This window comes from Shewanella piezotolerans WP3, from assembly GCF_000014885.1.
Lineage (GTDB): Bacteria > Pseudomonadota > Gammaproteobacteria > Enterobacterales > Shewanellaceae > Shewanella > Shewanella piezotolerans.
Window position 1 is genome coordinate 160,635 of sequence record NC_011566.1, and the last position, 13,725, is coordinate 174,359.

A 13,725-nucleotide genomic window follows, 5' to 3' on the forward strand; every position below is an offset into this window, starting at 1 on the left:
ATTGTATTCATAGACAAGAAGTTAATACTATAGGTTTACTATAGTCGGTTTGAGTTTAGGGTTTAGTTAAACACACACCTGATTACGACCTTTCTTCTTGGCGCGATACAGCGCTTGATCTGCTTTCTTCAGGGTTTGTTCAAAAGTCTCACCATGTTGATGCTCTGACACTCCAATCGAGATGGTGACATTGACGGTTTTGCTCTGGGATTGCGCCTTGCCTCGCTTAGCTTTGGTTTGCTGCTTACGCTGCTCATTACGCAGTGTTATGTCGTAGTCCTCAATTATCTCTCGCACCTCTTCAAGGAAGTGCAAAATTGATGAAGTATCTTTGCGAGAAAAGACGATGGTGAACTCTTCACCGCCATAACGGAAGGCTTTGCCGCCCCCTCTTACTTGGGAGATCTTACTGGCGACTAATTTAAGCACTTGGTCACCAACATCATGGCCATAGGTATCATTAAACTTTTTAAAGTGATCGATATCGAGCATGGCTACGCTGTATTTTCGTCCTAGTGACAACACTAAGTTATAAAGGGCGCGACGAGAAGCAAGACCCGTCAGTTCATCGCGATAGGCAAGAAAATAGGAGTCCGTTAACACTGTGAGGATATATACAATGGCTAAGGCTGTTATCGATACAGAAACGGATAGCAGCTCTGGCATTAGCGAGTGTATAGCCCATAGTGCTAAGGTGATAAAAATAGCGGTGTTAACCAAATTGGCCTGCCAAATGCCTCGTACAAAAACCAACATAGCTCCAAGATAGAAGGGAGCGAGGGTTCGTATCTCCATCGTTATCATACTGGGTAAGTAATTATCGATAGCACTCTTGTATTGAGTATTGCCCCATATCCAAGCAAAAGCGGCCGCAAAGCAGAGCAAAACGCCTAAAATCCTAACGACACCATGAGCAGAAAGTAGCCCTCTGTCTTTAATAAAAGCAAACCAAGTCACGGTAAAAATACCTGCAAGAAAGATCTGTTGTGGATATCTATCAAATAAGGTTGTAGACGAGCTTTGGTCTAGAAAATAGCAATAGGCCAGTAACAGTAACGCAAGATATGCTAAGCGACTGCGGTTAAATTGCAGCGCAATAATCATCACGACTGGTAGCAACCAAAAAGGTAGTTGTTCAATCACGCTGTGCCACGTTTGCAGTTTGGGTAGAGAATACTGAGTGACAGCTAAAAGCAAGCTGGTGAAAAAAAGAGGTAAGAAAAAATAGCGGCAGCGATGATAAAAAGCGGACAAGGTTAACCTCAATATAAACGTATGTTTAACTACAACTCGGGTATTTACCTTTTGTAAGTCGACATTTCTAACAAAAGATAAAGTCTTTCACATCGACAAATTGGTAAAAAGATCATGCTGACAACTCTACAGGTTACAGAGATAGATAAAAGGTCAACCTTAAGTGGATATTATACCAATTGCATTAAGTATTTGGCCAGTTCAGAACCCCTCAGTCTTTTCAATTCAAAGCGCATCGGTAAAGAAATGGTTATTCCCTTTTAAGCCAATGCAAAGCAGAAGTGGAAAGACTGAGAGGCTCACGTAGTGCGGCTGAGGTTAAACAAATTGGCAAACGCTGTATGCTTCGTTATGGGATTTGGATATACGATTAAATGGTCTATTTTGTTCCATACAAAATAAGACATTCCGGCCCTCCTTGGCGGTCAGATTTAGGAGATACGAGACCAAGGATGGTCGAAGGTAGAATAATGCAGGAGCAATTATCGAGAGCGAAGCAGGATGCCAGAGCCGAGAATAACTATTAGCTCAAATCCCACTACTTGCCTACAGCGTTTTGAATTCCCGCTGAATGGTCAAACTTTTAATGCAATTGGTATTACATAGCAATGATTGGGTCTGTCACGACTATTTCATCGTCACTATTGCGGGGTCATTAGAGGCCGTAGACATAGAAGAAACCCAGCAAGTAACTGGGCTCTTTCGGTGATGGCTACATGAGTTTAAGGCAACACTTGAGTGTTACCGTTCTGTTGTGGCTTTAACTCGTTTTGCTGGTGAGTCACAGCCCAAATGCTGTCTGGCTCTCCAAAGTAGGCTCTATGGTGTGCTTTTTTTGCTGCGATATAGAAAAGCAGGGCAAATATAAGGGATATGGCCTCAATGGTTAGGGAGGCTATATCTGCGGCTGTCCATATTGCGAGATGAGGCAGTAGCAGTGCGACTAAACTGGTTACAGGAATTAACAAACAGCAAAGTGATAGCAACCTAAGTAGTGAAATAGCGGCAAGGGCAGCGCCCCTAACAAAGCTGTAAGCTAAAGCAGCAAAAAAGGCAATATAGTAGCAACTGAGGTAGTAACTGTTTATCTGCTCGCTTAGTAGATAGAGCCACTTTGTGGCTAGCATAGCGACTGCAACACCTAACATCGAGCCTAGACAAACGCCGATAGTGAGAGAGGCCATGATTTTGGTTGCTTTGCGTTGTGCAGCTTGTTTCTGTCTACGTTTTTCAAGCCAAAGTAAATTACCGCTATAAAATAGAAATGCACCGAGTAAGCCAAGAGAAAAATATATCCAGCGGCCAAAGCTACCTGCGTAATTACCAAAATGAAGTGCGAATATACTGTTAACTATAGGGCCATATAACCCCTCTTCAACTTGGCTAATGGTATTGTATTGCACCTCCATAGTATATGGATGCATATAGACGAAATCACTGTAACCACCACGCATCATACGTCCGTTAGATTGCAGTTCAACCGCTAAAGACGGCGAGGTTGAGTTGAGTTTGCTAAATTCCATTGAGGTGATTTGATAACCTTCAGCTATTGGCGTGACTTCAGCGATATAGCTATCAATACTGTGCAACTGGCTAACGGAGTACTCAATGGTAGATCGCTCTCTGGGTTCAAATAAGGGCTTGTCGCCATAAAGAATACTCAAGCCGCCATAAAACAGGTCATGAAAAGCAAATACCACCACTGTCCAGGCGATAATCAAGTGAAAAGGCAAGCTGATCACACCCACCAAGTTGTGACTATCTAACCAAAAACGATTCACCCCTTTGTGCTGTCTTAGTGCAAATAGATTTTTCACTAGTGTAGGCATTAGCACAATAATCCCTGAGATCAGTGCTAGAAAATACAGGACTGCGGCAATACCTAGAATTAATACGCCGAGATCCTCGTGGCCGATTTTGCCTATGATCCCTGCTGTGCGGTGTAACTGATCAATTAGCGTACCTAATTCATTGGTACTGCTTGCTTGGCTAACCCAATCGCCATCATCATTAAAGCTGGCATGACGTAAGTGATCATCAAGGCGTAAACCTCGTCCGCCTCCCTTTTCATACCACTTAATTGGAGAATCATTGTCGTTAAAACTGATGATAAAACCATCTTTTGCTTTTTCGCTATTGTTGATTGCAGTTTGAATTAAGCTATCGAGTAACTCTGTAGGGACCTGTTGCAGTGCTTGTGCTGGAGATGTCGCCCATTGCTCTATTTGAGGTTTGAACATAGTGATGGCGCCAGCAAAAAAGGCGATAAACAACAGCAGACCTGTAGTGATGCCTGTCCATGTGTGAATAGACTGATAGGTTCTTAAAATATCTGGACGTATTCTCATGTGAGCCACCATAAAACTGCAAATAAACTGTACACAACGAGGTTAGCCGACATGAGATAACTAAATGCACTCGTCGCTGTTTTGAACAGAAAACTAAAGGCTACAACAGGGAGCCAGATAAAACTGACTAGCCACATATTCATTTGCACTTTCATTGGTGCGTCTATTCCTCCTGGGCCAAACCATGCAAAAACGGCAATAACACCATAGGATAAACTCAGACCCAAAAAGCATGCGGTGAAGCTTTTTCGCCACCAATGTGGTTGGATTTTTTCCGCTTGGGTTAACCGTGTCATCAATGGGGGTCTCTTGACTTATAAAGCGTTGTGAATGGTACGCAAATTAACAGTGCGACTATGGTGAATAGCCAGGTGAAAATCGCTGCAGTTGTGGTCAGAAGCTGTCCCCAACTTAGTAGTGCAAATAGCAATAAACTAAGCCCCACTAAAATGAGTGGTTTAGGTAAGGCTTGTTGCAGCAACTTCTGATGCTTGCTGGTGGCGTATATCATTATGACTCCTACTAAAGTCAGAATGAATGCCGTGATTTGAAACATAATCATCAACTCTTCCTTAAAGGTCAGATTAACGTTTGTGTCCGATATATCTCAGTAACAGCAGAACAAAATCGCTCTTCGTCTACTGAGGTATGCCTACGAATTCCCAAGAGACAATACAAAATAACGAACAGGCTTTATTACACAGGTATTAAAATTGTGTAAATGGTAATGTAAATGTGAATGATTCGCAATTGAGTGTGGGTGTAGTTTAATGTAAATTGTTGCTGCTTTTAATTGGAACGATAAATTCTATTTACTGTGAACTTGAGGGATCCCATGGAATACAGGGCGTTTAAGAAAAATCTCGTTGTGGCGGCAATATTATGTAGTCCTATATTTTCGACGGCTTATGCTGCTGTTGAACCAACAGAATCGATAGAAAGGATTACTGTATATGGTGAAAAAGTTGAGCGTAGCCTTAAAGACACGACCTCATCAGTCTCTGTTATCGATAAAGAGACGCTAGACAGTGGCCAATACCAATCGGTATCCAGTGCTTTATCTGAAGTGCCAAACGTTGTTGTAACAACAGGAGCGGTACCGGATATTCGAGGGGTTACTGGTAATGGCTCTGCTACTGGGTTTAACTCTTTCACTGGCGGTGCTAAGGCGCGTGTTTCGACCCTTGTCGATGGTGTTGCAGAGCCTTTTGTCGCTGACTTAACAGGTGATACAGGCCTTTGGGACATAGAGCAAATAGAAGTTTTCCGAGGACCACAGTCAACAATTAATGGCCGTAACAGTATTGGCGGCGCAGTATTCATCAAAACGGCAGATCCAACCTTTGATTGGCAAGCTGCTGCACGTTTGGGTTATCGAGATCAAGACAGCTTTATTGATAGCGCAGTGATGCTATCTGGTCCAATTTTAGACGATCAGCTTGCCTTTAGGATCACGGGCCAAAATGTAAATGGCAACACTTACAATAAGGGCTTAGTGTATGAAACTAATCCTAAAACCTTTGATCAAAATGAACTCATTACCAATCGATGGCGCGGTAAATTACTCTGGCAACCTGCAGGCTTAGAAGACTTATCAGTACTGTACAGTTTTTCATATAACGACGAGCAAGGTGATTCAGGGCGTAATTACTTCACTGGTGATGACCCTTGGGCATATAAGCCGCTGTTTCAACGCTATATTACTACCAAGTCAACCACACATTCAGTGACATTTGATTACCAGCTTACTGATGGTCAGTCACTCGATTTACAATTCTCCTTCATGGATTATGATTGGGGATTTGAATCTTATGAGCCTTTGCCTGCAGCTCAGAGTACAGTTGACATGAATGACAAAAGTTACAACGTCGATGGTAAATATAGCTTTGGGCTTAATGACCGAAATCTAAATGGTTTTATTGGTTTAGCTTACTATAAGCGCACTCAAGACTTTGGCAGTGTGGGGGGATTCTCTTATGGTGGAGATGACAGCAGTACCTCCTCTTCTGTTTATGGAGAGATGACCTTTGCAATGGCTGAAAAGTGGTGGCTGACTCTTGGTGGACGAGTCATGCGCGATGAGCAAACACGAAACTTTGCCATGCAATTTAGAGGTTCGGCAATTGATGAGCAACTCGATGAAGCTAAGACAGTGGCATTGCCAAAACTTGTGGTGCAATACGCTGTGACTGATAGCACGACACTTGCGTTAAGTGGCCGACGTGGTTACAACGCCGGTGGTGGAGCAATGGCATTAACTTCAGCAGGTGGCGATTATTATTACTATGATGATGAGTCTGTTGATACCTATGAAATGAGCTCTCGAAGTCGTTTTGATGGCGGCAACGTTAACTTGAATGCCAACCTGTTTTATAACGATTATGACGGCTACCAAGCGTCTAATAGTTTACGTAGGATCACCAATATTGATAAAGCGGTAACCTATGGCTTAGAGCTTGAATTTACCAGTATGTTGGGTGAAAACTGGCAACTGTTTTCAGGGTTAGGTCTGCTTAAAAGTGAAATTAAAGCGGCAGACCCGAGCTACGGCGATATTGTTGGTAATGAACTTAATGCTGCGCCGAACGTTACTGCTAATCTTGGCATTAAATACTGGCTGTCTGATGAGCTGACATTTGGGTTATCAGGAAATTACGTTGATGAGTATTTTGCTGATATTGCCAATACTGAAGAGCGCGTGGCTGGCGATTACATCTTAAGTCGCTTTAATGTTGACTATCAAAATGATAACTGGCGTATCAGTGCCTTTGTGAACAACTTATTTGATGAGCAAGCGCTGACAGTGAATGAGCCGCCAGGACGGGGTTATGAACATGGTTATGCTGCGGTTGTTGACCCTAGAAATGTCGGTGTATCGGTTGCTTATACATTCTAGTCTGTAAAGGTCGTGTGCGTGGCAGTGAGTCACGCACATGATTTATCAGCTTAAAATAGGCTAATTAAATAGCCAGCTTCCACTTAAACTCCAATTCCGCCCAGGCATAATGTTTGCCATATCATCAGAAGTTGCTAAATATTCTTCGGAGGAAATATTACTGATGCTAGCGGTTAATTTAAAAGAGTCTGAAATCCAATAGTGACCACTTAGATCAACAATATGTGCGGACTCAAGTGGTTGTTCTCCCGAGGCGGGCTCACTAAAACTGGTTCTATAGCGGTAGAATGTAGCAACTTGCCAATCATCCTCTGCCCAAGTTAGCAGTAGCCGACTTTCTGCTGGGGGAATGTCAGCTAAGGGGAGGCCATCTGCATTTTGACCAACGGTATATTGATAGATCCAATTGATGGAGAAGTGATCCGTTATCTGGCTGTTCAGCTCTATTTCACCACCATATATTTCTGCGTTAGTTTCATTTCGGTAGGTTAAAGTATTGGGATCTAGTGCAACTTTCTCTATGTAGTTATCAATGTGGTTATAGAATCCATTGAGGTTAAAAGTAAGTAACTCGCTCGATAATTGATATGAAATCAGTACATTTTGGCTCTCTTCTGGTTTCAGTTCTTCGTTACCTATGAACTGTGCTCTTGCGGTTGAACCATTAAAGAACCGTTCTGTTAAGGTGGGAAAACGAAACCCTGTGCCTAAATCTAACACTATGTCTGAACTGTCATTGAGTGCGGTTGATAACTTTACAAAGCCGGTGGCAAACTGATCGGATATGCTGACTTGATTGGTCTGCTCAATGTATTCGATTCGGGCTCCAGTAGTGACGTTTATTTTGGCAAGGGTTACGTTCGCATCAGCGTATATCGCACCACGATACTCATCACCCTCTAAGATAGTTTTGCTCCATTGAAGTTCATCTGACGTGGTATATTGCTGTTCTGTAATCTCGACATTTGAGCGATTATCACTGTCTATGCCAATGCGACCATTGATCAAGTTCAGTCGCCAATGTTGTTGAGCATACAGTCCCCAATCAAAACTACCATAATCATTAATATTTCTTCTTTTTTCAACTCTTAGAGTGTCTGATTGCCAATCTTGGTGATGAAAATAACCGCCTAATGCCCAGTTTTCTAATGCTGAGACTGTCACTTTACCGAGTAGGTGTTTTTCAAAAGGGTAGAGACTAACCCGACTCTCAGGATACTGATTATTGGTCTTGCCAATATCATCGCCGTAAGAGCCAATTAAAGATGTTTCCAGTTGCAAGTCTTCCGATATATCAGTGTGATAACTGATAAATCCGGAATATTGTTCAAACTTGGATAGCAATGGCTGTTGCTGTTGGTTATTGTCATTTTCAGCTTCCCTATAAGCAAACCCTGTATAGAGATCATTGTTAATCGGTGCTGTTAAAGCAATACTATTTTCATTGCCAAAGGACTGGTAGCCAGCATTTAAGTAACCTGTATTACTTCGCTTCAGGTTTGAATTTATAACACCACCAATTGCACCTGAACCATAATAAATAGAGCTTGGGCCGCTAATGACGTCTATGCTACTGAGTAGATTGGGATCGATAAAAGAAAGCGAGTTACCAGCTCTCCTATCTGTGTTGATATTAATACCGTCAATGAGCGATTTTATTCTCCAGCGAGATAGACCACGTATATTGTAAGACTGCCACAACCCTCCTTGCCCATTAAGTGTCACCCCTGGGGTATAGAGTAGTGCGTCAGAAACTTTTTGTATTGGAAAGTCGATTGCCTCTATGTCGATAATGTTATGATTGTCAAAGCTAGACTGATTTTTAGTAAGATTTTTGCTGGCCGTAACCTGAATGCGTTCAATATCAGTATTAGCAAAGGCTGAGTGCCCGAAAAAAAAACATAAAATGGCTAACTGCACCCCAGCAAAAAATAAACGATTCATGACATTCCTTGTACAACTAATTATTCTTTTTCTTTGTTTTCTTTGTTTTCTTTGTTTTCTTTGTTTTCTTTGTTTTCTTGTTTAGGTAAAACTCCATCTTCTAATGGGAATTGGTTCGGCACAAGATGAACGTCATCATTTTCAATTGTTTCTGCTGCTTGAGTTTCTGAGGCAGGTTTCGATACCTTTGCCTTAGAGGAGTTGGAAGCTGAGTCGCAAGCCATAACTGTACCTGTAGTGAGAATAAATAGTAATGCGAGTTTTTTCATAAATGGAACTCCATGAAAAACAGGAAAGGGAGCCCCTTTCCTGTTTTAGGTTTAACCGAGCATTAGCCCATAAACTTTCGACGACTTAAGCCGAATAAGCTCAATATTACTAGCGATAAGAAGCCCAGAGAGCCACCGCTACTTTCTTTCGCTTTAACTTCTACTTTGTCTGTATTCAACACTCGCACGGCTGTTACTGTAGCGCCAAGCTCAATGGTGCTATCTGTTGCCGAAATGACAAGGTTAAATGCTTCATCGGCTTCGACATTAGCATCGTCATTGATAGTGATAGATATTGTCTTGTCTTCTATATCACCATCAGCCCAAGCCACTGTACCCGTAGTGTCAGCCAGATCTGTATCATTTGTTGAGATATGACTAACGGCATAATTGACCATAACTTCACGATCTGAGCCATCAGTTCTGCTAAGGGTAATTTCAGCAGAACCATCCTCTTCATTGACAGATACGTTGGTCTCTTTTACCGCAATTACGCCTAGTTTATCTGCAGTAATCGTTATAAGAGATGTATCTTTCGCAGCCTCGTTAAGCGTTGCTCCAGAAGCGTCAGATAGGCGTACTGTGAATGATATATCTTGATCAAGATCGAGGTTAATCGTTTCAATTAGTACGGATTTATCAGTGGCGTCTTTGTCTGCCCACTCAACTAATCCGTTTGCAGCATCGAAATGTTCGCCCGCAATAGCTGAGTTTGAGACTAACTCGTATTTTACAGAAGCAGCAAAATCATCGCCGTTAGTACGAGCAATGAGTAACTCAACAGCATCACCATTTTTCACTGAAGCTGCGGTTTCTTTGAAGCCGAGTTCACCCACAACTGCTTCAGTTACCACAATTGATAGAGGAATGTTTGTTACACCATAAGGGGTGTCATTCATAACAATAATGGTTGCTTCATATTCGCCGACTGCAAGCTCTGAAGCTTTTAGTGTGAGCTGTATGTCGTTACTTTCACCAGCTTCAATAGCCCCTTCATGATCTTCTTTTAACGTAAGTCCAGGAACTATCTTCCAGTCACATACGCCTCCAGATTGAGTTGCAATACCAAGCACTTTTTGTTGAGTTTGATCTACAGTCCACAGGTTGCCATCACAGTCTATTTCTAGACCTGCTTGACCTCTAAGTGAGGTTCCATTTTGATCTTCAACATTAAAACCACCTACAATATCGAGGTAATCGGTATTTACATCGAGCACATATATGTCAAAAACACCTGTTGCAGCGGCAGCGTTATGAGTGACATATAGTTGACCATTAGCGGAGTTAAATGCTAATCCAGCGATAGCCATATTGACATTTATAGAGCGGAGCAGCTCACCGTTAGTATTGAACTGATGTATTAGTGAGTCGTTCCAGCTGCCAGAGTAATAGGTGTCTGTCATTGGATCATAGGCTAGTCCACGCTGTGACTGGGCAAACTCCGGGCATATCTTTTCGCCAGTAAGCCCACCTTGCTCACTGATCTCGACGATACAGTTATCCCCACCGACATAGACTTGCCAATAACTATTGGTTCTGCCGTTAAATGTTAAATCTGCTCCCCATCCTTGCTCTTTAGGGGTCAGTATTGTGCGCCCAGTTTGGATCCCGTCTGTCTGATATTCAGTGAGTAATTGTGGATCTGCATCTATATCACTGACCCACAGGTTACCTGTATTGCGGTCCATTACTAGACCCCAGCCATAGAGTAAACCTAAATCGAAATTACCAATTATATCGCCGCCAGGTAGCTGTGTTGCTTTAATATCAGCTGCATAACGAGATTTTTTAGCATCCATATCTTGTAGATTTTTGGGACCAAAATGGCGTCCTGAAGCATCATAAACACCAACATGCAGTGGCTCACTGCTACCAGGGATCATTAGTACCTGATAAGTAGCACCTGCTGTGCCTGTATTTTCAACCGCTAGTGTTCGCTCTTCATCACGGCCTACGGTAATGTTGAAATCAGTTTGAGCGTCGGTTGACACCTCTAGTAAGCCTGCATTCAGTTCAATTGGTGAGCTTAAGCTAAAGTCTGAAACAACAACATCTTTGCTTTCATAGAGGGGTGCAGTCAATTTAATATCGGTAGCTGAATCAGGAATAAATGACATTAGCAGGCCATCGCTAAGTTGTTCGTCCTCTTCTGTCGCTACAGACACTGTAATAGGCTGGCCATCAACCATGAGTTGCGCATTGTTTAGCGTCGTAGCAAAGTTTGCGTCATTTACATATGCTGTGACCTTGTTTCCAGAGATTGGATCACAAGTCGATGAACCGATTCTGATATTATCAACGGCGGTGTACCATGCATAGTAGGCATCATAATATCTCCAGCGGAGCTGGAAGCTAGTTGCATTAACAACATAGCTGCTTAGATCTAAATGATATTGTTCTGCTGAAGTAGAACTACTGGTTGTTTTGTTTAAGTCGCTTAAAGTTATCCAGCTGCCGTCGTCAATTTTTATTTCTACAGCTACTTTATCTCCGCCTATATAATAGTGGAAAGCTGTAAAACTTAAATCGAAATGAGTGTAGTCAGCAGTATTAAAGACAGGTGATATTAACGAAGTATCTAAGTTTATTGTTCCAGCTGCATCTGAATCAGCTAGAGCAAAACCTACAGATTCATTAGTGATCCCTGAAATCGAGCGTTCCGTTGTTGCTCTGAACCATGTAAAACCACTTGTAGCATCATCTGTTGTTGTCCAGCCTGCTGGAGGGAATACATCCCCTTCAAAGCCTTCAAAGAAGCTGAGCTCATTTAGCTCGTAGCCATCAGCTGTACAGTTAGGATTTATATTGAGGTTGAAATTTTGAGCAAAAGTTGCCGATGAACCACCGCTGTTGACGGGAGTGATATTTTCAGATGCTTTTAGGTAGCCTTGCTCGTTACTTGATACCGCAACTTTCACGGCCGTCCCTGCTACAAGATCTATGCTATATTCGCCAGTTTCTGGATTGGTAAATGTTGAAATCACATCACCCGGTACTTCGACATTAACTTTGGCATATAAAGGCCAGTTTTGACCTGAAGTATCCATCACTGAGCCTGAAACGGTAACCATTTCTGCGCTGGTAAGGCTAACATCTAATAGCTCTGATTCATCTTCGTCTACTGTAAATTCTGCTGTTGTGAGTTCTTCCCAACCATACTTGTATGCATAAAGCGTATAATCACCAACAGGAACAGTAAAAGAGTAATTCCCCTCTGCATCCGTTACCGTTGAGCGTCCTGCAGCAGTGACTACGACATTGGCAAGCGCTGTCTCAGTATCTCCATCAGTTACCTTTCCACTAATCTCTCCGGATGGGCCAACCTGGCACTCGGGTAGTTTAAAGCTAGAGATGTTAGTCGACCATGCTGTGGTATTGTCATCTTCCGCTTTGTAATACTCTGTTGTGAACCAGAATGTACATTCATCTGCCGGATCAATGCTCATACTGGAGTAATCACCCCAGCGATTTCGATAGATATTACCTTGAGAGCCTGTACCCGCTTTGAGTTCAATTTCACTGGTTAGTTCGTTTAAAGGATCATCAACTTTACGGGTCGCAGCAAAAACAGAAGGGTGCTTGTCAACACTAGAAACAGAGTAGCCGAAAGCGATATTACCTTGGGTGTCCATTGCACCACTACCCATCCAGCGTGCTTTTTCATCAGGAGCAAATGTGCCTTGTTGGCGAACACTCACATCGCCGGAGGTTTCATTTAAGTCAATTTCATACCAGCGTAAAGCAGGCGTTGAATTATCTGCAGCTGCAACATTATGGGTAAAAACAATCGAGCTACGATTGCCCAAATTTCGATAGGCAGCTCTAAACATTGAGCGGATTGGCATGCCGTCAAGTTCAATACCATTAGGTTGCATTGCATTATCTGGTGCATTCCATTCGGCAACATCAAGAGAGGTTTTATGGATTATGTTTGAGTTTTCAGGTGTTTCCCAATCAACGTCAAACTCTGCAAAGTGCAATTTGCTTTCACCTGAGCCATCAGCCCACATAATAGTTTGGTTTAAATTTGTATTAGGAGAGGTAGGGCCATCTATATCAAGAGGCATTGGGGTAAAAACATCAGGGGTGTTACCCTGCATGCTAAAGATGATTTGCTTAGCCTCTGCACCCACCAGCATTTTATCTCTTTCGTAGGCGACGACTCCGCCACCGGCATATGAATAATTATTTGTAGGGTCAAACTGGTTTACCCCCATGTAATAGCCATCGTGCCATACACCAAAATGCGGGTAATCGTTCATTAATTCGCCATATGCGAAATCATAAAGATAATAAGAACCAGTTGGATCGCCAGTGGTAGAGATTGCGATGCACTCATGGTTATCAGTTCCATCAAGTGCGAACTGGCTTATTAACCAACGATCTGCCATGTTGTCGTACAATACAATAGGATCGCCATCATTATTCGTTTCACATTTACCGCCAAAACCATCCCAAAGGTCGTTGATGGCAAATGGTGCCACTAAGGTACTACCTTCCTTATCGAAGATAGCCATGGTTATGTTTACTGCTTGAACATAATGATTAGGGCCTACATCACCATTAGTGTCTGGTGGAGCAACGCCCAGAATATTGTTAATTCCATCAAAAGATACGCCAGTTGTTGGCATTGCAAGAGAATATAAATTAGGTCTCAAAATAGACTGGATTGATGGATCTTTTACTTTGTCTTGAGTTCTTAATGAGCTGGCAAATGGGAAGATATTTCTAACTTGCTTATTGATATCAACACCAGGAATTTTCTCTCCACTTTGCTCGAGCTTAAGTTTTCGCTGCTTAGTTACGACTCTGATTGGTGAAGCGATATCTCGAATATTTTGAGATACTGCTACTTTACTTGAAGTGGTGACATTTGTTTCTGTACCTTTTGCATAGAGGCTTTGGTTTACTGCTTGTGCTGTAAAGCTTAGCGCTCCCAAAGATACCAACGACATTATAGATAGCCGGTTCTTCATACATTACGTCCTTTGTAGTGTTTGCTTTTCAGTGTTTT

General features: G+C 42.4%; 8 protein-coding genes. 1 reads left to right on the top strand and 7 read right to left on the bottom strand.

The features are described 5' to 3' along the window. Positions 1–66 precede the first annotated feature (66 nt). The 4 genes from SWP_RS00740 to SWP_RS00755 all read right to left on the bottom strand — a co-directional run bounded on the left by SWP_RS00740 (position 67) and on the right by SWP_RS00755 (position 4,164). A complete protein-coding gene (locus SWP_RS00740; protein WP_338057153.1) occupies positions 67–1,143 on the bottom strand; it encodes a GGDEF domain-containing protein in 1,077 nt (358 codons plus the stop codon). An 833-nt stretch (positions 1,144–1,976) separates the two neighbouring features. Next, the gene (locus SWP_RS00745) at positions 1,977–3,602 is read right to left on the bottom strand and encodes a PepSY-associated TM helix domain-containing protein (RefSeq protein WP_020910386.1); all 1,626 of its coding nucleotides are present in this window, start codon (positions 3,600–3,602) and stop codon (positions 1,977–1,979) included. Then, a complete protein-coding gene (locus SWP_RS00750; RefSeq protein WP_020910387.1) occupies positions 3,599–3,898 on the bottom strand; it encodes a hypothetical protein in 300 nt (99 codons plus the stop codon). Before SWP_RS00750 ends, SWP_RS00745 begins: the two co-directional genes overlap by 4 nt. After that, entirely contained in the window at positions 3,898–4,164 is a 267-nt protein-coding gene (locus SWP_RS00755; RefSeq protein WP_048908444.1) for a hypothetical protein, read from the bottom strand. Before SWP_RS00755 ends, SWP_RS00750 begins: the two co-directional genes overlap by 1 nt. Positions 4,165–4,437: 273 nt before the next feature. On the opposite strand from SWP_RS00755, the gene SWP_RS00760 reads away from it, so the two are divergent. Continuing rightward, positions 4,438–6,498 carry a TonB-dependent receptor gene (locus SWP_RS00760; RefSeq protein WP_020910388.1) on the top strand — a complete coding sequence of 687 codons (2,061 nt, stop codon included), beginning with the start codon at positions 4,438–4,440 and terminating at the stop codon, positions 6,496–6,498. A gap of 60 nt (positions 6,499–6,558) precedes the next feature. Here the strand turns inward: SWP_RS00760 and SWP_RS00765 are convergent, their stop codons facing one another. The 3 genes from SWP_RS00765 to SWP_RS22955 all read right to left on the bottom strand — a co-directional run bounded on the left by SWP_RS00765 (position 6,559) and on the right by SWP_RS22955 (position 13,687). Beyond that, complete coding sequence (locus SWP_RS00765; RefSeq protein WP_020910389.1) at positions 6,559–8,442, bottom strand: TonB-dependent receptor plug domain-containing protein; 1,884 nt, start codon at positions 8,440–8,442, stop codon at positions 6,559–6,561. A gap of 20 nt (positions 8,443–8,462) precedes the next feature. Further along, complete coding sequence (locus SWP_RS00770; protein ID WP_020910390.1) at positions 8,463–8,711, bottom strand: hypothetical protein; 249 nt, start codon at positions 8,709–8,711, stop codon at positions 8,463–8,465. Between the two features lie 62 nt (positions 8,712–8,773). Next, the gene (locus SWP_RS22955) at positions 8,774–13,687 is read right to left on the bottom strand and encodes a Calx-beta domain-containing protein (protein ID WP_020910391.1); all 4,914 of its coding nucleotides are present in this window, start codon (positions 13,685–13,687) and stop codon (positions 8,774–8,776) included. Positions 13,688–13,725: the final 38 nt, after the last annotated feature.

Bases quoted from the DNA above. Each gene is read 5' to 3' on its own strand.
- SWP_RS00745 (WP_020910386.1), bottom strand. From the start codon at position 3,602: ATGAGAATACGTCCAGATATTTTAAGAACCTATCAGTCTATTCACACA.
- SWP_RS00750 (WP_020910387.1), bottom strand. From the start codon at position 3,898: ATGACACGGTTAACCCAAGCGGAAAAAATCCAACCACATTGGTGGCGA.
- SWP_RS00755 (WP_048908444.1), bottom strand. From the start codon at position 4,164: ATGATTATGTTTCAAATCACGGCATTCATTCTGACTTTAGTAGGAGTC.
- SWP_RS00760 (WP_020910388.1), top strand. From the start codon at position 4,438: ATGGAATACAGGGCGTTTAAGAAAAATCTCGTTGTGGCGGCAATATTA.
- SWP_RS00765 (WP_020910389.1), bottom strand. From the start codon at position 8,442: ATGAATCGTTTATTTTTTGCTGGGGTGCAGTTAGCCATTTTATGTTTT.
- SWP_RS00770 (WP_020910390.1), bottom strand. From the start codon at position 8,711: ATGAAAAAACTCGCATTACTATTTATTCTCACTACAGGTACAGTTATG.
- SWP_RS22955 (WP_020910391.1), bottom strand. From the start codon at position 13,687: ATGAAGAACCGGCTATCTATAATGTCGTTGGTATCTTTGGGAGCGCTA.